Origin of the sequence: Rhizobium sp. NLR16a (assembly GCF_017948245.1) — a bacterium.
Taxonomy (GTDB): domain Bacteria; phylum Pseudomonadota; class Alphaproteobacteria; order Rhizobiales; family Rhizobiaceae; genus Rhizobium.
The window spans coordinates 133911-154734 of the sequence record NZ_CP072870.1; the positions used below are offsets into that span (position 1 = coordinate 133911).

The following is a 20824-nucleotide window of genomic DNA, read 5'->3' on the forward strand; positions in this document are numbered from 1 at the left end:
ATGCCGGGCCGCGACGGGCTGCTCCGGTCGAATGACAACAATCACAACCTTAAGATGAAGTGGAGAAGGGGCATGACATTTACAAATAGAGCAAGGCTTCTGATAGCGGGAGCCGTCACTATTGCGGCGGTCGTTTTCGGTTCCGCTCAGGCGCAGCAGAAGTTCGATCTCAGTCCCGAACAGCCGAACCGGCTGCGGGTGGAAAAGAACGAGAAGCGCATCGCCGAAATCAAGGACTTCAAGTTCGTCGAAAAGGGCGTCTTCACTGTCGGCATCAGTTCGAGCGGCAATCTGCCGCTGCACGACTACGCCTCCGATTCCAAGACCGTCATCGGCTATGACGTCGATCTCGCGCAGGCGATTGCCGACAGCCTTGGCCTGAAGCTTAACCTCGTGTCTGTCGCATGGGCCGATTGGCCGCTCGGGCTCACCTCCGGCAAGTTCGACGCGGTAATCTCGAACGTGACGGTCACGGAAGAGCGCAAGGAGAAATTCGATTTCTCGACCTACCGCAAGGATGAGCTCGGTTTCTACGTCAGGGCCGATAATCCGATCAGCTCGATCAAGCAGCCTAAGGATATTGCCGGTCTGAAGGTCATCACCGATGCCGGCACCAACCAGGAGAAGATCCTGCTGGAATGGGATCGGCAGAATGTCGCGGCCGGCCTGAAGCCGATCGAGGTGCAATATTACGACGATGACGCGGTCAAGGATCTTGCCGTCCAGTCTGGCAGGGCCGACGCCGTCTTCAGCGTCAACGCGACGCAGGCCTATTCAGCGGGGATCAACGGCAAGACCAAGCTCGTCGGCACGGTCAGCGGCGGTTGGCCGATCACCGCCGAGATTGCCGTCACCACACGCAAGGGCAGCGGACTTGCCGCACCCGTGACCAATGTCGTCAATGATCTAATCGCCAGCGGCGCCTATAAGAAAATCCTCGATGCCTGGAATCTCGGCCCCGAGGCGATCGACAAGGCGCAGACCAACCCGCCCGGCCTGCCGAAGAGCGGTTCATAACGTTCACTTGACGGACCGGCATGTGGGCCGGTCCGTCTCCTGCTTTTCGATGCAAACGGAGACATATCGACCGTGACGACCTTTCCCGCGATCCGCACCTTCTTCTACGCAGCGCTGACGGCTGCCTTAACCGGCTCCGGTGCAGCCCAAGCGGCAGGGGAATTCGACCTCAGCCCGCAGCAGCCGGGCCGGCTTCATGCCGCCAGGAACGATGCGGCGATCGCTGCGATCCCGAAGGATTTCAAGTTCGTTACACCTGGCAAGTTCACCATCGCCGTCAGCCCCAGCGGGCCTCCGCTTGCCACCTATGCCACCGACGCCAAGACAGTGGTCGGGGCCGATCCCGATTATGCCTATGCCGTCGCCGACAGTCTTGGCCTGACGCTGGAGATCGTTCCGGTCGCCTGGATCGACTGGCCGCTCGGTCTGACTTCGGGCAAATACGATGCCGTCATCTCCAATGTCGGCGTCACCGAGCAGCGCAAGGAGAAGTTCGATTTCTCCACCTATCGCCAGGGCCTGCACGGCTTCTTCGTGAGATCTGACAGCTCCATCTCCTCGATCAAGGAGCCGAAGGACGCGGCGGGCCTCAGGATCATCGTCGGCGCCGGCACCAACCAGGAGCGCATCCTGGTGAAGTGGAGCGAAGAGGACGTCGCCGCCGGCCTGAAGCCGATCGAACTGCAATATTACGATGACGAGGCGGCAAGCCTTCTCGCGCTTCGTTCCGGCCGGGCCGACGTCATCGTCCAGCCGCATGCCCAGCTCGTCTTCATCGCCGCGCGTGACAAGAACATCAAGCGGGTCGGCACGTTGAGCGCCGGCTGGCCGGATCGTTCCGATGTCGCGATCGCCACCCGCAAGGGAAGCGGCCTGGCGGACGCGCTGACAATCGCCACCAATGGCCTGATCGAGGATGGTACTTACAAGCGGATACTCGAACACTGGCATCTTTCCGAGGAAGCCCTACCGGCATCAGAGACCAATCCGCCCGGCCTGCCGAAATATTGATCCGGAAAGTATGACATGAGCGGCCGCAATATATCGATCAGCCATATCGGCTTCCTCACGCCCGGAAACTATCCCGATGACGACCCGCTGTCGGGATTGGAGCAGACGCTCCAGCAACTGCAGTATGGCGAGGAACTGGGCTTCGACAGCGCCTGGGTCCGCCAGCGGCATCTGGAGCCGGGGATTTCTTCGGCCAGCGCCTTCCTGGCGGCGGCGACGCAGCGCACCAGCCGGATCGAGCTCGGAACCGCGGTCATTCCGATCGGTTATGAAAGCCCCTACCGGCTGGCCGAAGACCTTGCCACAGTCGATGTTCTCTCGCGCGGGCGGCTGAACATCGGCGTCAGCGCCGGCCGGCCGCTGCATGCCGAGCTGATTGGCCCGCTGGCCTTCGACGGAGACTGGACGAGCTATGATTTGTCGCACGCGCGGGTGCTGCGCTTTGCCGACAATCTGCGCGGCAGCTATCTCGGCGACGAGCAGACCTTCATCAAGACGCCCTTTGGTCCGCAGCGGCCGCGTCTGCAGCCCTTTGCCAGGGGCCTGGTCGACCGCATCTGGTATGGCGGCGGGTCGCAGCATTCGGCCGAATGGGCCGGCCACAACGGTTTCAACCTCTTGACGGGGAATGTGATAACCGGGGAGGGGACGGATGACTTCTTCGTCGCCCAGTCCCGGCTGATCGATACTTATCGTGCCTGCGGAACCGCGCGCCGGATCGCACTCGGCCGCGTTATCGTGCCTCTCGACAGCGCCGATGCGGCAACGCGCCGCCGCTACCGCGATTATACCGATGGCCGGCACGAGCGGACGCTTTCGCCGCAGGGCGAGCGGCGTACCTTGTTCGCCCGCGATATCGTTGGCACGTCGGAGGAGATATTGGAGCGGCTTTTTTCCGATCCGATCCTGCCCGAAGTCGGCGAGCTGAGGCTGGAACTTCCTTACGAATTCGAGCACGAGCAATATCGCCAAATCCTCCACGACTTCGTGGCAACAATCGCACCCGAGCTCGGATGGAAAGCGCAATCCGGAACTCGGGCCGCTTCCTAAATCTCGCCAGACCGACGATCTGCGCCATTCGATGGCTGAACATTCACTTTACGAGGAACATTCATCAGTGACCAAAACGGTAGAATATTTCTTTTCGATCGGCTCGCCCTGGTCATACATTGGATTCAACGCCTTTACCGAGCTGGCGGCGCAGAACGACGTCCTCATCACGCCCTATTTGACGACAGTGGTCGAAGAAAACGGCGGCATTTTTTCGCGCAACCGCCCGGAAATCCGCCGCGCCTACTGGATTCGGGATCTCAAACGCTGGGCCCGTGTGCGCGGCAAGCAACTGTGGCTCGAGCACCGCCCCGAGCTCAGCGACCCAACACCGGCGTCCCTCTTCGTGATCGCCGCCTATCTCGACGGGCAGGATTGGGTCGGCGTGGCCCGTGCTCTGCAGCATGCCTTCTGGAGCGAGGCGAAGGATATAGGCAAGGCGGATGTGCGGGAGGCGATCGTGAACGCCGCCGGTTTCGACGGCGCCGCACTGCTCAGGCGCCAAGCCGACGACGATGTTCAGAACAAATGGTCGGCCGACCGCGTGCATGCGCGCGACAGCGGCGTCTTCGGCTTTCCGACCTACGTCCATGATGGCGAGATCTACTGGGGACAGGACAATCTGCCTTTTCTCGAACGTCATCTCCGCGGCGACAGGCCTTAGGCGCAATCAACCGGGCGAAGACGAATATTTTTTCACCCCGGCGAGCAAGGAGAGACGCCCATTCCTTTAATCTATCAATTTTGTAGACAATAGTTGAAGCAATCACAGAGAGGAAAACTGATGTCAGGTTTCAAACTCGTCGGCATTGCTGGCAGCTTCAATCGTCCATCGAAGACACTGGCCCTCGTCCGGTATGTCGCCGAACGCGCAAGTGATCGATACGGCTTTACGAGCAAGACCTATGATCTCAATGATGTCGGTCCCTCACTGGGAAGCTCCTTATGGCGCAAAGACCTCGATGAGCAGGCGAGGCGCGTCCTCGACGAGATCGTGCATGCCGATGCCCTGATTATCGGCTCGCCGACCTACAAAGGCTCCTATCCCGGCCACTTCAAGCACCTCATCGATCTGATCGACCCGCACGAATTGCGGGCGAAGCCGATCATCATCACGGCGACCGGCGGCGGCGACCGGCATGCGCTGATGGTCGAGCATCAGCTTCGACCGCTGTTCGGGTTTTTCATGGCCCATACGCTGCCGACGGCCGTCTACGCCTCCGATCGCGATTTTATCGACTACGGGGTGTCGTCGGATGCGCTTTCGAACCGCATCGGCGAAGTGGTCGGGGAATTGGCGGCTTTCTTCCCCGAGGTAAAGCCGGCACTGGCGGCGGCCGAATAGGGTGGCCGCCATGCTCCGATCTCAGAAGGCGGCGCCGGACGATGCGGAAAGGCCCGAAGCGGGCGAGCAGATGTGGAGTGTCTTCGAATTCGCTCGGCGCTATCGCCTCGCCAAGCGGGAAGAGAACCGTCTGCTGATGCTCTATGGACCGAGCGCACCGCTTGGCGATCTTCTCGCCAACGCGCGACGTCATTCGCTGATTTCCTGATGCAGTTCGCCCAAAAGTGCGCAGCGGTTTTGGCATTACGACATCAAAGGCGCTCCGCATAAATCCGATTTGATGCGATGCGCTTTCGCCCGAGAACATCAGTTCCAGACAGGAGATTCGCATGAAGTTTGATTTCCACTTCTGGCTGAAGCTCGCGATCGGCCGCTTCCTTGATCCGAAGCCAGCGCGAAAGTTTCAAAACGAATTGCTCATCCGCGACGAAGAGCGCGACCGGTCTGCACGCGAATACGAACTTCATTATTGGGGCGCTACACCCGGCCATTGGTATTGAGGAGGTGGTATGATGGCAATCGTCATCGAGACCGGCCTCCGCCGGCACGCTGCTGTAAGAGCAACGGGAAGCCTTATGTCGCGATTCCGGCATGCGGTCGGGGTCTGCACGATAGCGGGCTCATTCACATTTCTGTTCGCGCTGGTGATCGGGTTGATTCGATGAGTGATGTGCTCATTCTTCCCGGCCTGTTCGGTTCGGCTGAAGGACATTGGCAACAGCACTGGCTGCAGGACCAGCCGGGCAGTCGTTGCGTTACCCAGGACGATTGGGACCATCCGAACCTTGACCGCTGGCTGCTTCGACTGGAAAGTGCGCTCGAAGAGGCTGGCGAGGCCTATCTCGTTGCCCATAGTCTCGGATGCCTGCTGGCCGCCCGGCTCGCCGGACGGAGCGCGGCGCGCCGCGTGAAAGGGGCCTTGCTTGTTGCGCCATGCGACTTGGCGGTCACGGAAATTCTGCATCCGGGGCATATCTCGTTCGGCGAGATGCCGACAGCGCCTTTGCCTTTTCCTTCCGTCGTCATCGGCAGCATGAATGATGCTTACATGGCCGTCGACCGGTTGACCCTGTTCGGCCGCCTGTGGAACGCCGAGACCAGGAATATCGGCCTTGCCGGACATATCAACATCGCGAGCGGCTTCGGCCGTTGGCGCAACGGTTACCGGCTGCTGGAAGGCTTGAAGACGCAGGCGCGGGGTCGACATAATATCGCTTCCGCGTCGCCGGCCTTTGCGATGTGAATGGAGCCGGAATGTCCGATATCGTCGCCGATCTCCTGCGCCTGAGCGAAGATCCCAATGCCGACCCGAGAAGCAGGCGCCGGCAGACGATGGAGCGGCTGGTGCATGCGCTCCTTCGCATGACCGATAGCCAGGTTGGACCGGAAGATGCGCCCAGCCGCCAGTCACTCCTCCATCTGACGACGATCATCCGCGACATGACCACAAGGATCGCCGAGGCCGACGATGCGACATCCTCGGCGATTGTGAGGGAGGCGGCGATGCTGATACGCAGCCTGGAGCGTCGTCGAACCGATGCGGCCAGATTTACGGTGCATTGAGACTGAGCGCGCCGTGCGTCTTTTCGGACGCACAAAGAATGCTGCTAACTCCCTGACTCTCCGCGTCGTAAATTGAAGGAGCCGCTGAATTGCCCGCTCAAAGCTTGCCTTTCCACGGAACGAGGAAGGCCTCGAGGAAGCGGATGGCGGCCGAAAATGTGAAGGCGCAGATCGCGATGATGGCGATGCCGACAAACACGACGTCAGTTGCCAGGAACTGCGAAGCCGACATGATCATGAAGCCGATGCCGCGGGTGGAGGCGATCAGTTCGGCCGCAACCAGCGTGCTCCAGCCGACACCGAGCGCGATGCGGATGCCGGTGAGGATCTCGGGCAGGGCCGAGGGCAGGACAATGTCCAGGAAGAGCTGCAGCCGGCTTGCTCCGAGCGAACGGGCGGCGTTGACGCGCTCGATCGGCAACGACCGAACGCCGGCCTGAGCCGAGAGGCAGATCGGTGCGAACATCGCAAGCACCAGGAGCGTGATCTTCGACGTCTCTCCGATGCCGAGCCAGATGATCATCAGCGGCAGGTAGGAAAGGGGTGGAAGCGGCCAGTAGAATTCGATCGGCGCGTCGAGCACGCCTTTTGCCCAGCGGTTAAGCCCCATGAGCAAGCCGAGCGGAATGCCGGCGGATATCGCGATGAGGGCGGCGAGGATGATGCGGAACAGGCTCGCAAAGACATGGTCGAAGAGCGATGCCCCGGCATAACCGTCATGATAGATGACGCCGATCTGCGTCAGCACCTCGTCCGGACGCGGCAGAAACAGGTGGGGAACGACGCCGAGCGCGGCGACGGACCACCACAGCAGCAGTATGGCCAGGGCGGTGGCGACGCTGATGGCCACCGTCGATTTCTCGCCTGCGCCGAAGTCGGCCATTTTTACCAGCTTGACCTGGCGATCCTCGGTGTGAGCCGCAATCGGCGGAGCCTGTGTTATATCGCTCATGCGACGCTCCTCAAATCTTCGTTGCTGTGGAGAATGGCGCGTATCTGCTGGCGCAACTCGGCAAATTCTGGCGAGGCCTTGATCGAGCGGGCATCTCCTGTTTCGGCAAAGCGTGTGACGAAGTCGAGGTCGAAGCGGGCGACGACGCGCCCCGGCCGAGGCGACATGACGAGCACCTGCGTGCCGAGGAACAGAGCCTCTTCGATCGAATGGGTGATGAAGAAAACTTTCTTTGCCGTCTTGTTCCAGACGGAAACCAGCAATTCCTGCATCTGCTCGCGCGTCAAGCTGTCGAGCGCGCCGAACGGTTCGTCCATCAGCAGGATGTCGGGATTGGTGGCCAGAGCCCGCGCGATGCCGACGCGCTGACGCATGCCGCCCGACAATTCGTAGGGAAAGGCGCTGGCGAACTCGTGGAGACCGACGAGCCGCAGCAGCTCCAGCGCCTGCGCTTGCCGCTCCTTCCGGCCTACGCCGGCGAATTTTAGCCCGAGCGCGACATTGTCGACGACTGACTTCCAAGGCAGCAGCGAGTCCTTCTGGAAGACGACGCCGCGGTCGGCGCCCGGACGTTCGACGCTGCGGCCATCGAGCGTGATCCGGCCATCCGAAAGCGGAAGAAAGCCGGCAATCGCGTTAAGAAGGGTCGACTTACCGCAGCCCGAGGCTCCGAGTGCGACGACAAAACCGCGTTCGGGAATATCGAAAGACACGCGATCGAGCGCGTGAACGGTCCGCCCGTCGCGGGCGGAGAAGAAAACGCTGGCGTGATCGACTTTGAGCATAGGGGAACTCGCGCGTTAGGCGCCGGCGCGGCAAGCCGCGCCGGCGCCGGGGAGGATCAGTTTGTGGCGCCGGCGAGCGCGTCGACGGTGACGAAGCTGCCGTAATTGTCCAGCACGCCGGACACCTTGCCCTGCTCCTTCAGGAAGGATGCCGTGTCCTTGAGGATCTTGCCGGCCCCCGCCTTTTCTCCGCCGCCGAGCCAGGCGTCCGATGCCTGGACTTCGGGCGTAAGAAGCGTCAGGTTCTTCAGGGCCGAGGCCTGCTGCTCGGGCGTTCCGCCGAGAAGCTTGGCGAGTGACTTGGCATTGTCGCTGTCGGGACCCCAGGCGGCTTTGTCCGCCGCGAAGGATGCGTAGTATTTGGTGACGACCGAAGCGAAGCTCTTGAGGAAATCCGGATTGTCGGCGGCGAACTTCGAGGTCGCAACCCAGGCGGAAAAGGTCGGTGCACCCTTGTCCGCCACGTCCTTGGAGGTCACAAGGACCTTGCCGTTCTTTTTCAACTCTGTCAGCGCCGGATCCCAGACGAAGCCGCCGTCGATATCGCCGCGATTATAGCTGGCAACGATTTCCGGCTGGGGGATGGCGAAGACCTGGACGTCTTTTTCGGTCAGGCCCAGCGATTTGATCAGCGCCAGCAGCTGATAGTGATCCGTCGACACGGGCGCGGCGGCAAGCTTCTTGCCCTTCAGATCGTTCAGGCTTTCGATGCCGGAGCCGTTACGGACGACAAGAGCCTCGTCGATCCCCGAGATGGACGCCAAGTAGAAGGCTTTGACCTCGAGCCCGCGTGATACCGCGGCCGCGAACGGGCTGGAGCCGACATAGCCGACCTGGACATCGCCCGAGGCAACGGCGGCAAAGATCTCAGCGCCCGAATTGAACCTGCGGAAGTCGATATCGTATCCCGTCGTCTTGGCAAATTCACCATTGGCGATCGCGACCGATGACGGTAGCGCATCAGTTTGATAGCCGACGACGACCTTCTTGTCGGCCGCTTCAGCGACGACAGCCGTTGCAAGAGTTCCGACGCCGACGGCGATCGCGGCAATGAAATTTCTGAAATTCATCTTGAGCCCCTTTGTTCAGGGCCACATCCGGCCCTTGATCTCACCCTCGAAAGGGTAATCGTTGAGAACGGGCTAGCGGGAGGAATAACAAACTATATTTATAGACTATGGAGACATTTGTTTTCGTGATTCTGCTGCTTGCGCGGTCCCCGGAACGGGTGAGCGGCAGGAGCCAAGGTGCAGACCCTCAGGGAGAATGCGTTGATATACGATGTTATCGTGGTCGGTTCTGGGTTTTCGGCGATAGCCGTAACCTGTAATCTCATCGAGCAGCTTCCAGCTTCGGCGACGGTTGCCGTCGTTGGCGACGATCCCGGCTTCGGCCGCGGGACGGCGTACCGGACGGAACTCTATCTTCATCGTCTCAACGTGCCCGCGGGCCGGATGAGCCTGATGCCGCATCAGCCCGACGACTTTGTCGACTGGTTGAAAAATCGCGGACGGAGGCTGCAGGCCGGCGATTTCGCTTCGCGCAGCGATTACGGCCTGTATGTCAGGGATACGCTCGCGCAGCTGCTTCGGAAGCGGGACGGCCGCTGTCGGGTTGATTTCATCCGGGCCAAGGCAGCGGGATGCGTGGAACGTTACAACAGCACTCTGGCCTTCCATCTCGGCAATGGCGACGAGATTGCCGGCAGGAACGTGGTGCTCTGCCTTGGCGTCGGCAACGCCAACCTGCCCATCGATCCGGCTGGCGTGCCACTGTCGGCGCGATCGCGGATAATCGAGAACCCGTGGCGGCTCTCCTGGCTGAGACGTGTCGCATCGTCCGATATGGTCTGCATCCTCGGTTCCGGGCTGACGATGATCGATCAGGTTCTGGCTCTGCGTGCTCACGGCCATAGAGGCAGGATCGACGTGCTTTCGCGCCGCGGGCTTGCGCCGCTCGGGCATGCGAGAAAACCGCCCGCACCTCTGAAGATCGATGTCGAGGCGCTTCCCGGTACGATCAGCGGCATATTGAAGTGCTTGCGGGAAAAGGGCAGGTCGGTCGACGACTGGCGGAGCGTGATGGATGGCCTGAGGCCTCAAACGCAGGCTCTCTGGCAACGGCTTTCCAGCAAGGAGCGGGCCCGTTTCCTCAGACATGCGCTTCCCTGGTGGAACATCCACCGTCACCGCGTCGCGCCTGACGTGTTCGACAGGTTCGACCAACTTGTCTCGGAGGGAACCGTTCGATTCCACGCCGGTTTCCTGAAATCGCTCGAGGCCGAGAAGGGCAGGCTCGTTGCCGGATACAGGGTCAGAGCGACACGCGATCTCGCCGCAATCAAGGCGGATTGGGTGATCAACTGCACGGGAATGGAGCGCGCCGGGATCAGCCATTCACCGCTTTTGAAGGAAATGAGCCGGTCTCAGCTGATCGCCGCCGATCCTCTCGGCCTCGGCATTCAGGTGGATGCCGCTTCCGAGGTCATAGGGCCATCCCGGATCTCGCCTGTCCGGCTGTTTGCGGTGGGAGCCTTGACGGCGGGACAATTCTGGGAAATTACGGCCGTCCCCGACATTCGGGTGCAGGCCAAGGCCGTGGTCGAAGAGATCGTCGCGCAGCGGCCGGCGGCCGAGTCATAGACCGGCTATCCCCAGTGGTCGGTTCGGTGCTTGTTGAATTGACAGCCGCCGACAGCTACAGTGCGTGGTACGCCATAATACGATTTCAATTCGGCTGCCGCAGCGTGTGAAGCCGGTCAACACTGAGGTGCAGAATGAGCGGCGCTCTGAAGGACGCAACAATCAGGGTCGAGCGTCCTGCAAAGACATTGCGGGAATTGGCGCTCGACAAGGTCCGGGAAGCCATCGTGAACGGCTATTTTCGTCCAGGAGATCGGCTTGTCGAACGTGACCTCTGCGCCCAACTCGGCGTCAGCCGGACTGTCGTGCGCGAGGTTCTGAGACACCTGGAATCGGAAGGGCTCGTCGCCAATCTGCCGAACAAGGGACCGATAGTCGCCCAACTCGGCATCGAGGAAGCCAAGCAGATCTATGAGATCCGCGGTGCTCTCGAGGGCATGGCGGCGCGGCTCTGCGCGGAGCACAGCAGCCCCCAGATCGTCGCGGCGCTGGAAGAATCTCTGAACGAAATACGCAACAGCTATCGCGACAACGATATGGCGGGAGTGCTGACCAACACCTCTTCCTTCTATCAGACGCTGTTCACGATGGTTGACAGGCACGTTGCCTGGGGTGTCGTCAATCTCCTCACCGTGCGCATAAACCACTTGCGCTCGATGACGATTAAAACGGAGAGGCGCGGCATTGAAGGGCCGGCGCAGATGGCGAAGATCGTCGACGCCATCCGTCGCGGCGACGGCGAGGGGGCTTACCGGGCGGCGATGGATCATGTCGCTGCCGCGAGCGCGATTGCTGAAGCGGTGCTGTCGGCCAAAAAGTCAGCCGAGTAAACCCTGCAACCGCCGCAGCTTCCATTGGAAGCGGGCGAAGCATTCGCATCATCGATTTCTATCAGCATACGTGGTCAAGATGCCGGAGGGCCCACACTCCCGCTTGACACCCAGTTTGTCTGATGTGATGGTATGCCATAATAAATAATATGGCGTTGGCATGAGCTTGGATCCTTCCGGCTTTCAGCCTCCTTCAAAGCCCGTGGGCCGCCATGCGCAGGGGCTGTGTCAGCTGACAACAATTGACAGGAACGAAGAGATCATTGGGACTAAGCGACGTTAGTGCGGCCCGAAGTTGTCAGCCAAGTAAATGCCTTGGTGGCCTATGGGGATAAGGCTGGCGAAGCGGTAATCTATTGTTTTTTGCGAATATCCTGAAAGGCGGTTGTCTCTGTCGAGGCCGCGCGCACAGCGAACTTGACAGTCCGATACTATGGTATACCATAATACAAACTAAACGAGATTGAGGTATTCGATGGCCATTCAAATTCGCAAGACGGGACTGCAGATCGAAACGACGCTGATCGAAGGCGGCAAGGCCGCGGCCGTGCCGCTGAAGCTGTTTTCGGCCTACGCTGTCGTGAAGAACCCCTGGGCAGGGCAGGGCTTCGTCGAAGATCTCAAACCCGAAATTCATGCGGGCGCTCCGGTGCTTGGCGAATTGCTGACCAAGATGATCATCGATGCCGTCGGATCGGGTGAGGCTGTCGAAGCCTATGGAAAGTCGGCCCTCGTCGGCTTGGATGGCGAAATCGAACATGCGTCCGCGCTCATCCACACGCTGCGTTTCGGCAATTTCTATCGCCAGGCCGTCGGCGCCAAGTCCTATCTCGCCTTCTGCAATACCCGCGGCCCTGCCAACGCGCCGATCATGATCCCGCTGATGGACAAGAATGACGAAGGCCGCCGCTCGCATTATTTGACCATCCAGACGTCGATCCCCGACGCGCCTGCCGCCGACGAGATTGTCGTGGCTCTCGGCGCTTCGGTGGGCGGACGTCCGCATCACCGCATTGGCGACCGCTACCAGGATCTGAAAGACCTGGGGCAGGACGTCGCCAATCCTGCGGGCGTTTGAGGGAGCGCGTCTCAGATGCTGACAGCCGGATCGACCAAAGGCACCGCTGCAGCAACGAGCGCCGCTGGTGCCTTGCCTCGAAAGAGGACGGCAAGCGGAACAGCCTATCACGAGGCCGGCAGCGGGGAACCACTAGTTCTGATCCATGGCGTCGGCATGCGGCTCGAGGCTTGGGCGCCGCAGATCGCCTTTCTGTCGGCTGGCCATCGCGTCATCGCTGTCGACATGCCGGGACACGGCGAGAGCGCGAAGCTGCCGGCGGGCAGCCGCCTCGAGGAATTCGTCGCCTGGCTCGGGCGTTTTCTCGACGAGATGGCGATCGACACGGCGAGTGTCGCCGGACATTCTATGGGGGCGTTGATCTCCGGCGGGGCGGCGGCGACCTTGGGCGAGCGAATCGGCCGTGTCGCTTACCTCAACGGCGTCTACAGGCGCGATCCGGAAGCGAAGGCGGCCGTCCTTGCGCGGGCTGCCGCCATTCCGGTGACGGGCGTCGACAAGGAAGGCCCGCTGGCGCGCTGGTTCGGCGACGAGCCGGACAGCCTCATTGCGCGCGAATTGACGCGGGAGTGGCTGAACCTCGTCGATCCGGAAGGCTATGCCGTCGCTTACGCCGCCTTCGCCGGAGGCGACGAGACCTATGCCGATCGCTGGAAAGACGTCCGCGGTCCGGCCTTGTTTCTGACGGGATCGGATGATCCCAACTCGACGCCTCTGATGGCATCGCAGATGGCGGCGCTTGCACCCAAGGGCTGGGCTCGCATCGTCGAAGGTCATCGTCACATGGTGAACCTGACCGCGCCTGATATCGTCAATTCGCTGCTCGCCGAGTGGCTATCGTTCGGGGAGGATGAACGATGACAATCCAGACTGTCGATCCACGAGCATTGCGAGATGCATTCGGGGCTTTTCCGACCGGCGTGACCGTCGTCACCGCCTGCGACGGGGAGGGGAATCCGATCGGCTTCACGGCGAATTCATTCACCTCAGTCTCCCTCAACCCGCCCTTGCTTCTCGTCTGCCTCGCCAAGACCTCGCGCAATTTTGCCACCATGACCGGCGCGCAGCATTTCGCGATCAATGTGCTGTCGGAAACGCAGAAGGACGTGTCGAACACTTTTGCGCGTCCTGTTGAAGACAGGTTTGCGGCGGTCGAATGGGACAAGGGATCGGCGGGTTGCCCGATCTTCTCGAACGTCGCCGCTTGGTTCGAATGCACGATGGAAGAGGTCATCGAGGCTGGCGACCACGTCATTCTGATGGGACGCATCGAATCCTTCGACAATAGCGGCCGCAACGGTCTCGGTTATGCCCGTGGCGGCTACTTCACGCCGACGCTCGCAAGCAAGGCGGTTTCCGCCGCGGCCGAAGGCAATATCGAACTTGCAGCCGTCGTCGAACGCCGCGGCGAGGTTTTGCTCCTCGGCGACGACGTGCTCGCTCTCCCGAGCATCGATGCCCATGACGGCAACCCGACCGAGGCGCTGGAAAAATATCTGGAGGCTCTCACCGGGCTGAAGGTCAGCATCGGCTTTCTCTATTCGGTTTACGAAGGCAAGAGCGATGGCAAGCAGCATATCGTCTACCACGCTGTCGCAGGCGATGGGGAGCCGGCGAGCGGCAGGTTCGTAAAGCCTGACGCACTGGCTGCCGTAAAGTTCAAGACCAGCTCGACCGCCGATATCGTCAACCGTTTTGCCATGGAAAGCTCGATCGGCAATTTCGGCGTCTATTTCGGCGACGAGACCGGCGGCAAAGTTCATCCCATTCCAGCCAAGGGCGCAAAAGCATGAAGTTCTCCCTCTTCGTCCATATGGAACGGCTCGACGCCAGCCAGAGCCATAAGAGCCTCTACGACGAATTCGTCGCGCTCTGTGAGATCGCCGACAAGGGCGGCATGCATGCGATCTGGACGGGTGAGCACCATGGCATGGATTTCACCATCGCGCCCAACCCCTTCGTGACCATTGCCGATCTTGCACGCCGCACGTCGCGAGCAAGGCTCGGGACGGGGACGGTAATCGCCCCCTTCTGGCATCCGATCAAGCTTGCCGGCGAGGCAGCCATGACCGACATCATCTGCGACGGCAGGCTCGATATCGGCATTGCGCGCGGCGCCTATTCCTTCGAATACGAGCGGTTGCTGCCGGGTCTCGACGCCTGGGGTGCCGGCCAGCGCATGCGCGAGCTCATCCCGGCGGTCAAGGGCATATGGGCCGGTGACTACGCCCATGACGGGGAGTTCTTCAAGTTCCCCGCGACCACGTCGGCGCCGAAGCCGCTGCAGCAGCCGAACCCGCCGATCTGGGTGGCGGCGCGCGATCCGAATTCGCACGAATTTGCCGTCGCCAACGGCTGCAACGTTCAGGTCACGCCGCTCTGGCAGGGTGACGACGAGGTTCAGTCGCTGATGGAGCGCTTCAACGATGCCTGCGCCAAGAATCCCCATGTCGAGCGGCCGAAGATCATGCTGCTGCGCCACACCTATGTCGGCTCTTCGGAAGAAGACGTCGCCCAGGCGGCCCATGAACTGAGCGTCTACTACAACTACTTCTTCGCCTGGTTCAAGAATGAGAAGCCGGTGACCCAAGGCCTGATCGAACGGATCCCGGACGAGCAGATCCGAGCGAACGCCATGCTGTCGGATCAGGTCATGCGCATCAACAATGTCGTTGGCGACGCCGAGACCGTCATCAGCAGACTCAAGGCCTATGAAGCCCTCGGCTACGACGAATATTCCTTCTGGATCGACACCGGCATGAGTTTCGAGCGCAAGAAGGCGTCGCTCGAACGCTTCATCGCCGAGGTCATGCCGGCATTTCAGGAGTAGGGCCATGCGGCGTTTCCAGCATTACATCGACGGCGAATTCTCGGATGGCGAAGCGAGCTATCCGAGCATCGATCCGGCCACCGGTGCGGTCTGGGCTGAAATGCCCGAAGCGCGCGAGGGCGATGTCGATCGGGCGGTGAACGCTGCCGAGAGGGCGCTCTACGAAGGCCCCTGGGCGAAGATGACGGCCACGCAGCGCGGCAAGCTGCTCTATAAGCTCGCCGACCTCGTTGCCGCCAATGCGCAGGTCCTCGCGGAACTGGAAACACGCGACACCGGCAAGATCATCCGCGAAACATCCGCGCAGATCGCCTATGTCGCCGAATATTATCGCTACTACGCCGGCGTATCAGACAAGATCGAGGGTTCCTACCTGCCGATCGACAAGCCCGACATGGATGTCTGGCTTCGCCGCGAGCCGATCGGCGTCGTTGCCATGGTCGTGCCGTGGAACAGCCAGCTCTTCCTGTCGGCTGTCAAGATCGGACCGGCGCTCGCTGCCGGCTGCACGATGGTTGTGAAGGCCTCGGAAGACGGGCCGGCGCCGCTTCTCGAATTTGCCCGCCTCGTGCACGAAGCAGGCTTTCCCGCCGGCGTCGTCAACATCATCACCGGTTTCGGCGCCTCCTGCGGTGCGGCACTCGGCCGTCACCCGAAGGTCGCCCACGTCGCCTTTACCGGTGGTCCCGAGACCGCCCGGCACGTCGTTCGCAACTCGGCCGAAAACCTCGCCTCCACCTCGCTTGAACTCGGCGGCAAATCGCCCTTCATCGTCTTCGCCGACGCCGATCTCGAAAGTGCCGCCAATGCCCAGGTCGCAGGCATCTTCGCGGCGACAGGCCAGAGCTGCGTTGCCGGATCGCGCCTCATCGTCGAACGCAACATCAAGGACAGATTCGTCGCGCTGCTGCGGGAGAAGGCTGAGGCGATCCGAATCGGGCCGCCGCTCGACATGACGACGGAGGTCGGCCCGCTTGCCACCCGGCGCCAGCAGGACAATATCGGTGCACTCGTTACCAAGTCGGTCGAAAGCGGCGCCCGTCTTGTCACCGGCGGACGCAAGATCGATGGTGAAGGCTTTTACTTCGCCCCGACGATTCTCGATTGCGATAATGTCGCTTCGCCCTCGCTGATCGAGGAATTTTTCGGCCCGGTCCTCTCCGTCGTCTCGTTCGAGACCGAGGCAGAGGCGCTGCGGCTTGCCAACGACACCCGCTACGGCCTGGCCTCCGGCCTCTTCACCCAGAACCTCACCCGGGCGCACCGGCTGATGAAGGACATCCGCGCCGGCATCGTCTGGGTCAATACCTACCGCGCCGTATCGCCGATTGCGCCCTTCGGGGGCTTCGGCCTGTCGGGCCACGGCCGGGAAGGCGGCATGGCCGCAGCCCTCGATTATACCCGCACCAAGACGATCTGGTTGAGGACGTCCGACGATCCGATCCCCGATCCTTTCGTGATGAGGTGACGCCGATGTTTTACGAGATCCGCACCTATCGGCTGAAGAACGGCGCGATCCCGCAATATCTCAAGGTCGTCGAGGAAGAGGGGATCGAAATCCAGAAGAGCCATCTCGGCCGGCTCGTCGGCTATTTCTTTTCGGAGATCGGGACGATCAACGAAATCGTTCACATCTGGGCGTTTACAAGCCTGGACGACCGGGAGGCGAGACGCCAACGGCTTCTGGCCGATCCCCGCTGGCAGGCCTTCCTGCCCAAGATCCGCGATCTCATCGAGGTGGCGGAAAACAAGATTATGAAGCCAGCAAGCTTTTCTCCGAGGGGCGAGGCGCACTGACGGCATAAGGCATACCCGTAGGACAAACCAGAACAGGGATAAGGGAACATGAAAACAACATTTGCTTTTGCGGCGGTTGCCGCATTCGTGGCGGTCTCCGCCCCGGCCAAGGCCGACAGCCTGGTTTTCTCGAGCTGGGGGGGAACGACCCAGGACGCACAGAAGGCCGCTTGGGCAAGCCCCTTCACCGAAAAAACCGGCATCACCGTCGTGCAGGACGGGCCGACGGATTACGGTAAACTCAAGGCGATGGTCGAGGCCGGCGAAGTTAACTGGGATGTCGTCGATGTCGAAGGCGATTATGCCGCCCAGGCCGGCAAGAACGGCCAGCTCGAGAAGCTCGACTTCTCCGTTATCGACAAATCCAAGCTCGATCCGCGTTTCGTCACCGATTATTCGGTCGGCAGCTTCTATTATTCCTTCGTCATAGGCTGCAATGCCGATGCGGTCAAAGCCTGCCCGAAGACATGGGCCGACCTGTTCGACACGGCGAAATTCCCGGGCAAGCGCACCTTCTACAAGTGGTCGGCGCCGGGTGTGATCGAAGCCGCGCTGCTTGCCGACGGCGTGCCTGCGGACAAGCTTTATCCGCTCGATCTCGACCGTGCCTTCAAGAAGCTCGATACGATCAAGTCCGATATCGTCTGGTGGTCGGGCGGCGCCCAGTCGCAGCAACTCCTGGCCTCCGCAGAGGCGCCCTTCGGCAGTGTCTGGAACGGCCGCATGACGGCGCTTGCGGCGACCGGCATCAAGGTGGAGACCTCCTGGGAGCAGAACATCACCGCTGCGGATGCGCTCGTCGTGCCGAAGGGCGCGCCGAATGCCGAGGCTGCGATGAAATTCATCGCGCTGGCGACCTCCGCCGAACCGCAGGCCGCCTTGGCAAAGGCCACGGGATATGCGCCGATCAATGTCGAGTCGGCCAAGCTGATGGATCCTGAAACCGCCAAGACCCTGCCGGACCAACAGACCGCAAGCCAGGTCAATGCCGATATGAATTACTGGGCCGATAATCGCGATGCCATCGGCGAGAAGTGGTACGCCTGGCAGGCGAAATAAGCTGGAATGGCATAGCAACGGGCACGGCGATTGTTCGCCGTGCCTCCCGCAGCGTCGGCGCCGGTCATCGGACCTCGCCGCCAGCGGAAACTGACGGGTGGGAAGGACTGTCATGTCGACATATAGCGATGCCTCTGGCGCGATTATGCCTCTGCCGAAGGCGCGCAGGGCAACAGGTTTTGGCGGGGTCGTTCCGGCTCTGGCCTTCGTGGGAATCTTTTTCGTGGTTCCGGTGGTGGTCCTGCTGCTGCGAAGCGTATTGGAACCCGTCCCGGGTCTGGGCAATTATGCGCAACTGATCGGGTCGGCGACCTATCTCAAGATTTTCGCAAATACGTTCATCGTCTCCGGTTTCGTCACGGTCATTTCGCTTTTGATCGGTTTTCCCGTCGCCTGGGCGCTGGCGATCATGCCCGGTCGCCTGACGTCGGTGATCTTTGCGATCCTGCTCTTGTCGATGTGGACCAATCTGCTGGCTCGCACCTATGCCTGGATGGTGCTGTTGCAGCGGACCGGCCTGATCAACAAGATGCTGATGGGAATGGGCCTGGTCGACCAGCCGCTCGCACTCGTCAACAATCTCACAGGCGTGACGATCGGCATGACCTATATCATGCTGCCTTTCATCATCCTTCCGCTCTACGGTGTGATCAAGAAAATCGACCCGTCGACCCTGCAGGCGGCAGCCCTTTGCGGCGCCAACCGCTGGCAGTGCCTGACCCGCGTTCTGCTGCCCTTGGCGATGCCCGGCATGGCGGCCGGCGCCCTCATGGTCTTCGTGATGTCGCTCGGCTATTTCGTTACGCCTTCGCTCCTCGGCGGTACCGCCAACATGATGCTCGCGGAGCTGATCGCGCAGTTCGTGCAGTCGCTGGTCAACTGGGGAATGGGCGGTGCGGCGGCGCTGGTGCTGCTCGTGGTGACACTGTCGCTCTATGCCGCGCAGCTGCGGTTCTTCGGCAGCCAGAACCCGGGAGGGCGTTGATATGTTGCTCAATTTCGACCGTCTTGGCTGGTGGAAATATCTCCTCCTGGCGATCACGCTTCTGACCGCGGCTTTCCTGCTGCTGCCGATCGTCTTTATCGCGGCGCTGTCCTTCGGCTCGTCGCAATGGTTGATCTTTCCGCCGCCGGGCTGGACATTTCAGTGGTATAGCGAGCTCTTCGCCGACCCGCGGTGGCTGGAATCGGCTTTGACGAGCTTCAAGATCGCGGTCATTGTGACGGTTTTGTCGGTGCTGCTCGGGCTTGTAACGTCCTTCGGACTGGTGCGCGGTTCGTTCCTGTTCCGCGATGCGCTGAAGGCGCTGTTCCTTACGCCGATGATCCTTCCGGTCGTGGTTCTCGCGGTTGCTCTCTACGCCTTCTTCTTGAGGATCGGCCTTGGCGGCACCTTGACGGGCTTCGTCATTTCGCACCTCGTGCTCGCGCTGCCCTTCTCGATCCTGTCCATATCGAGTGCGCTGGAGGGTTTTGACAAATCGATCGAGGATGCGGCGGTGCTCTGCGGTGCCGCGCCGCTCGAAGCAAAGATCAGGGTCACGCTTCCCGCGATCAGCCATGGGCTGTTTTCGGCCGCCGTCTTCTCGTTCCTGACATCCTGGGATGAGGTGGTGGTGGCGATCTTCATGTCCAGTCCGACTCTGCAGACACTGCCCGTGAAGGTCTGGGCGACGCTGCGACAGGATCTGACACCCGTCGTCGCAGCAGCCTCGACCCTTCTCATCCTGTTGACGATCATCTTGATGGCGCTGGTTGCCGTCGTGCGTAAGGTACTGAAACAATGAACGAACCATTCCTTCAGATCCGCGGCATACGCAAGGAATACGGCCCTGTCGTCGCCGTCCACGACGTCAATCTCGACGTCCGGCGCGGGGAGTTCCTGACCTTTCTCGGACCGTCCGGCTCCGGCAAGAGCACGACACTCTACATCCTGGCAGGCTTCGAAAACCCGACCAAGGGCGACATTACGCTCGAGGGCAAGACCTTGCTCGCCACACCGTCGCACAAGCGCAATATCGGCATGGTGTTCCAGCGCTACACGCTGTTTCCACATTTGACAGTGGGCGAGAACATCGCCTTTCCGCTGAAAGTCCGGCGCAACTCGAAGGCCGAGATCGACTTGAAGGTGAAGGAAATGCTGCGCCTCGTCCGACTCGAAGGCTTCGAGGATCGCAAGCCCGCGCAGATGTCCGGCGGCCAGCAGCAGCGTGTCGCCCTTGCCAGGGCGCTTGCCTATGATCCGCCGGTGCTGCTGATGGACGAGCCGCTGTCGGCGCTCGACAAGAAGCTGCGCGAGGAGATCCAGCACGAGATCCGCCGCATCCACCAGCAGACGGAAGTGACGATCCTTTATGTCACGCACGACCAGGAGGAAGCGCTGCGGCTCTCCGATCGCATCGCTGTCTTTTCGAAGGGCGTCATCGACCAGATCGGGACTGGCCCCGAACTTTACGCCAATCCCAAGACCCGCTTCGTCGCCGAATTCATCGGCGATAGCGACTTCATTTCATGCGACCTGGTGTCCTCATCCGATGGACAGGCCACCATTGCGCTCGGAGGCGGAACCATCTTCAATCAAATCCCGGTGCATGGCAAAGGCACCTCCGGCGCAAGGGCGGCGCTGATGCTGAGACCGGAGCGCATTCGGCTGTCGCGCGCAAGAGCCGCCGGCGCAGGCCTTGCCGCAACTGTCAGCGACATTACCTTTCTTGGCAACAATATCCACGTCTCCACAGAGACGACGACAGGCGAGGCGCTTTCGGTTCGCTTGCCGTTCGGTCATGAGGCTATTGCCGGGCTCAATCGTGGAGATATAGTCCATCTGGATTTCGATCCCGGCGCCGCTCACGTATTCTGCTGAAA

The 20824-nt window shown here is 61.2% G+C and carries 24 protein-coding genes; 21 read left to right on the forward strand and 3 right to left on the reverse strand.

The genetic code is table 11. The annotated features are described in order from the left end of the window. Positions 1–72: 72 nt before the first annotated feature. The 9 genes from J7U39_RS29580 to J7U39_RS29620 all read left to right on the forward strand — a co-directional run bounded on the left by J7U39_RS29580 (position 73) and on the right by J7U39_RS29620 (position 5986). Entirely contained in the window at positions 73–1017 is a 945-nt protein-coding gene (locus J7U39_RS29580) for an ABC transporter substrate-binding protein (protein WP_210633529.1), read from the forward strand. Between the two features lie 72 nt (positions 1018–1089). Further along, positions 1090–2028, forward strand: coding sequence for an ABC transporter substrate-binding protein (locus J7U39_RS29585; RefSeq protein WP_210633530.1), 939 nt, complete (start codon positions 1090–1092; stop codon positions 2026–2028). 15 nt (positions 2029–2043) lie between these two features. After that, positions 2044–3078, forward strand: a complete 1035-nt coding sequence (locus J7U39_RS29590; RefSeq protein WP_210633531.1) for an LLM class flavin-dependent oxidoreductase — start codon at positions 2044–2046, stop codon at positions 3076–3078. A gap of 67 nt (positions 3079–3145) precedes the next feature. Further along, a complete protein-coding gene (locus tag J7U39_RS29595) occupies positions 3146–3742 on the forward strand; it encodes a DsbA family protein (RefSeq protein ID WP_210633532.1) in 597 nt (198 codons plus the stop codon). Between the two features lie 120 nt (positions 3743–3862). Next, entirely contained in the window at positions 3863–4423 is a 561-nt protein-coding gene (gene msuE, locus J7U39_RS29600) for an FMN reductase (RefSeq protein ID WP_210633533.1), read from the forward strand. 10 nt (positions 4424–4433) lie between these two features. Further along, on the forward strand, positions 4434–4631 hold the full coding sequence (locus J7U39_RS29605; protein WP_210633534.1) for a hypothetical protein: 198 nt from the start codon (positions 4434–4436) through the stop codon (positions 4629–4631). Positions 4632–4752: 121 nt separating this feature from the next. Next, positions 4753–4923 (forward strand): hypothetical protein, encoded by a 171-nt coding sequence (locus tag J7U39_RS29610; protein WP_210633535.1) that lies wholly within the window; start codon positions 4753–4755, stop codon positions 4921–4923. A 161-nt stretch (positions 4924–5084) separates the two neighbouring features. Next, positions 5085–5666, forward strand: coding sequence for an alpha/beta fold hydrolase (locus J7U39_RS29615; protein ID WP_210633536.1), 582 nt, complete (start codon positions 5085–5087; stop codon positions 5664–5666). Positions 5667–5677: 11 nt separating this feature from the next. Beyond that, on the forward strand, positions 5678–5986 hold the full coding sequence (locus J7U39_RS29620; RefSeq protein ID WP_210633537.1) for a hypothetical protein: 309 nt from the start codon (positions 5678–5680) through the stop codon (positions 5984–5986). Positions 5987–6083: 97 nt separating this feature from the next. On the opposite strand, the gene J7U39_RS29625 is transcribed toward J7U39_RS29620, so the two are convergent. The 3 genes from J7U39_RS29625 to tauA are packed head-to-tail and all read right to left on the reverse strand — an operon-like array spanning position 6084 to position 8793. Continuing rightward, the gene (locus J7U39_RS29625; RefSeq protein WP_210633538.1) at positions 6084–6938 is read right to left on the reverse strand and encodes an ABC transporter permease subunit; all 855 of its coding nucleotides are present in this window, start codon (positions 6936–6938) and stop codon (positions 6084–6086) included. Next, on the reverse strand, positions 6935–7723 hold the full coding sequence (locus J7U39_RS29630; RefSeq protein ID WP_210633539.1) for an ABC transporter ATP-binding protein: 789 nt from the start codon (positions 7721–7723) through the stop codon (positions 6935–6937). Before J7U39_RS29630 ends, J7U39_RS29625 begins: the two co-directional genes overlap by 4 nt. 56 nt (positions 7724–7779) lie before the next feature. Further along, complete coding sequence (tauA, locus tag J7U39_RS29635; RefSeq protein WP_210633540.1) at positions 7780–8793, reverse strand: taurine ABC transporter substrate-binding protein; 1014 nt, start codon at positions 8791–8793, stop codon at positions 7780–7782. Between the two features lie 201 nt (positions 8794–8994). Between tauA and J7U39_RS29640 the strand changes: the two genes are divergently transcribed. The 12 genes from J7U39_RS29640 to J7U39_RS29695 all read left to right on the forward strand — a co-directional run bounded on the left by J7U39_RS29640 (position 8995) and on the right by J7U39_RS29695 (position 20822). Further along, on the forward strand, positions 8995–10365 hold the full coding sequence (locus J7U39_RS29640; RefSeq protein WP_210633541.1) for an FAD/NAD(P)-binding protein: 1371 nt from the start codon (positions 8995–8997) through the stop codon (positions 10363–10365). Between the two features lie 134 nt (positions 10366–10499). Further along, a complete protein-coding gene (locus J7U39_RS29645; protein ID WP_210633542.1) occupies positions 10500–11195 on the forward strand; it encodes a GntR family transcriptional regulator in 696 nt (231 codons plus the stop codon). Positions 11196–11670: 475 nt separating this feature from the next. Next, positions 11671–12273 (forward strand): amino acid synthesis family protein, encoded by a 603-nt coding sequence (locus tag J7U39_RS29650; protein ID WP_210633224.1) that lies wholly within the window; start codon positions 11671–11673, stop codon positions 12271–12273. A 15-nt stretch (positions 12274–12288) separates the two neighbouring features. Continuing rightward, complete coding sequence (locus tag J7U39_RS29655) at positions 12289–13134, forward strand: alpha/beta fold hydrolase (RefSeq protein ID WP_210633225.1); 846 nt, start codon at positions 12289–12291, stop codon at positions 13132–13134. Continuing rightward, complete coding sequence (locus J7U39_RS29660) at positions 13131–14066, forward strand: flavin reductase family protein (RefSeq protein WP_210633226.1); 936 nt, start codon at positions 13131–13133, stop codon at positions 14064–14066. Before J7U39_RS29655 ends, J7U39_RS29660 begins: the two co-directional genes overlap by 4 nt. Further along, on the forward strand, positions 14063–15103 hold the full coding sequence (locus tag J7U39_RS29665; protein WP_210633227.1) for an LLM class flavin-dependent oxidoreductase: 1041 nt from the start codon (positions 14063–14065) through the stop codon (positions 15101–15103). Before J7U39_RS29660 ends, J7U39_RS29665 begins: the two co-directional genes overlap by 4 nt. Positions 15104–15107: 4 nt before the next feature. Further along, entirely contained in the window at positions 15108–16571 is a 1464-nt protein-coding gene (locus J7U39_RS29670; protein WP_210633228.1) for an aldehyde dehydrogenase, read from the forward strand. 5 nt (positions 16572–16576) lie between these two features. Continuing rightward, positions 16577–16900 carry an NIPSNAP family protein gene (locus J7U39_RS29675; RefSeq protein ID WP_210633229.1) on the forward strand — a complete coding sequence of 108 codons (324 nt, stop codon included), beginning with the start codon at positions 16577–16579 and terminating at the stop codon, positions 16898–16900. 48 nt (positions 16901–16948) lie between these two features. After that, positions 16949–17959, forward strand: a complete 1011-nt coding sequence (locus J7U39_RS29680) for an ABC transporter substrate-binding protein (RefSeq protein ID WP_210633230.1) — start codon at positions 16949–16951, stop codon at positions 17957–17959. A gap of 112 nt (positions 17960–18071) precedes the next feature. After that, positions 18072–18944 (forward strand): ABC transporter permease, encoded by an 873-nt coding sequence (locus tag J7U39_RS29685; RefSeq protein WP_210633231.1) that lies wholly within the window; start codon positions 18072–18074, stop codon positions 18942–18944. 1 nt (position 18945) lies between these two features. Continuing rightward, the gene (locus tag J7U39_RS29690) at positions 18946–19746 is read left to right on the forward strand and encodes an ABC transporter permease (protein WP_210633232.1); all 801 of its coding nucleotides are present in this window, start codon (positions 18946–18948) and stop codon (positions 19744–19746) included. Next, positions 19743–20822 (forward strand): ABC transporter ATP-binding protein, encoded by a 1080-nt coding sequence (locus J7U39_RS29695; protein ID WP_210633233.1) that lies wholly within the window; start codon positions 19743–19745, stop codon positions 20820–20822. The genes J7U39_RS29690 and J7U39_RS29695 overlap by 4 nt, the downstream gene beginning before the upstream one ends. Positions 20823–20824: the final 2 nt, after the last annotated feature.

Coding starts and splice junctions, on each gene's coding strand:
- J7U39_RS29670 (WP_210633228.1), top strand. CDS start 15,108: ATGCGGCGTTTCCAGCATTACATCGACGGCGAATTCTCGGATGGCGAA.
- J7U39_RS29620 (WP_210633537.1), top strand. CDS start 5,678: ATGTCCGATATCGTCGCCGATCTCCTGCGCCTGAGCGAAGATCCCAAT.
- J7U39_RS29590 (WP_210633531.1), top strand. CDS start 2,044: ATGAGCGGCCGCAATATATCGATCAGCCATATCGGCTTCCTCACGCCC.
- J7U39_RS29665 (WP_210633227.1), top strand. CDS start 14,063: ATGAAGTTCTCCCTCTTCGTCCATATGGAACGGCTCGACGCCAGCCAG.
- J7U39_RS29660 (WP_210633226.1), top strand. CDS start 13,131: ATGACAATCCAGACTGTCGATCCACGAGCATTGCGAGATGCATTCGGG.
- J7U39_RS29690 (WP_210633232.1), top strand. CDS start 18,946: ATGTTGCTCAATTTCGACCGTCTTGGCTGGTGGAAATATCTCCTCCTG.
- J7U39_RS29615 (WP_210633536.1), top strand. CDS start 5,085: ATGAGTGATGTGCTCATTCTTCCCGGCCTGTTCGGTTCGGCTGAAGGA.
- J7U39_RS29610 (WP_210633535.1), top strand. CDS start 4,753: ATGAAGTTTGATTTCCACTTCTGGCTGAAGCTCGCGATCGGCCGCTTC.
- J7U39_RS29625 (WP_210633538.1), bottom strand. CDS start 6,938: ATGAGCGATATAACACAGGCTCCGCCGATTGCGGCTCACACCGAGGAT.
- J7U39_RS29685 (WP_210633231.1), top strand. CDS start 18,072: ATGTCGACATATAGCGATGCCTCTGGCGCGATTATGCCTCTGCCGAAG.
- J7U39_RS29580 (WP_210633529.1), top strand. CDS start 73: ATGACATTTACAAATAGAGCAAGGCTTCTGATAGCGGGAGCCGTCACT.
- J7U39_RS29650 (WP_210633224.1), top strand. CDS start 11,671: ATGGCCATTCAAATTCGCAAGACGGGACTGCAGATCGAAACGACGCTG.
- J7U39_RS29680 (WP_210633230.1), top strand. CDS start 16,949: ATGAAAACAACATTTGCTTTTGCGGCGGTTGCCGCATTCGTGGCGGTC.
- tauA (WP_210633540.1), bottom strand. CDS start 8,793: ATGAATTTCAGAAATTTCATTGCCGCGATCGCCGTCGGCGTCGGAACT.
- J7U39_RS29695 (WP_210633233.1), top strand. CDS start 19,743: ATGAACGAACCATTCCTTCAGATCCGCGGCATACGCAAGGAATACGGC.
- J7U39_RS29675 (WP_210633229.1), top strand. CDS start 16,577: ATGTTTTACGAGATCCGCACCTATCGGCTGAAGAACGGCGCGATCCCG.
- J7U39_RS29645 (WP_210633542.1), top strand. CDS start 10,500: ATGAGCGGCGCTCTGAAGGACGCAACAATCAGGGTCGAGCGTCCTGCA.
- J7U39_RS29655 (WP_210633225.1), top strand. CDS start 12,289: ATGCTGACAGCCGGATCGACCAAAGGCACCGCTGCAGCAACGAGCGCC.
- J7U39_RS29605 (WP_210633534.1), top strand. CDS start 4,434: ATGCTCCGATCTCAGAAGGCGGCGCCGGACGATGCGGAAAGGCCCGAA.
- msuE (WP_210633533.1), top strand. CDS start 3,863: ATGTCAGGTTTCAAACTCGTCGGCATTGCTGGCAGCTTCAATCGTCCA.
- J7U39_RS29630 (WP_210633539.1), bottom strand. CDS start 7,723: ATGCTCAAAGTCGATCACGCCAGCGTTTTCTTCTCCGCCCGCGACGGG.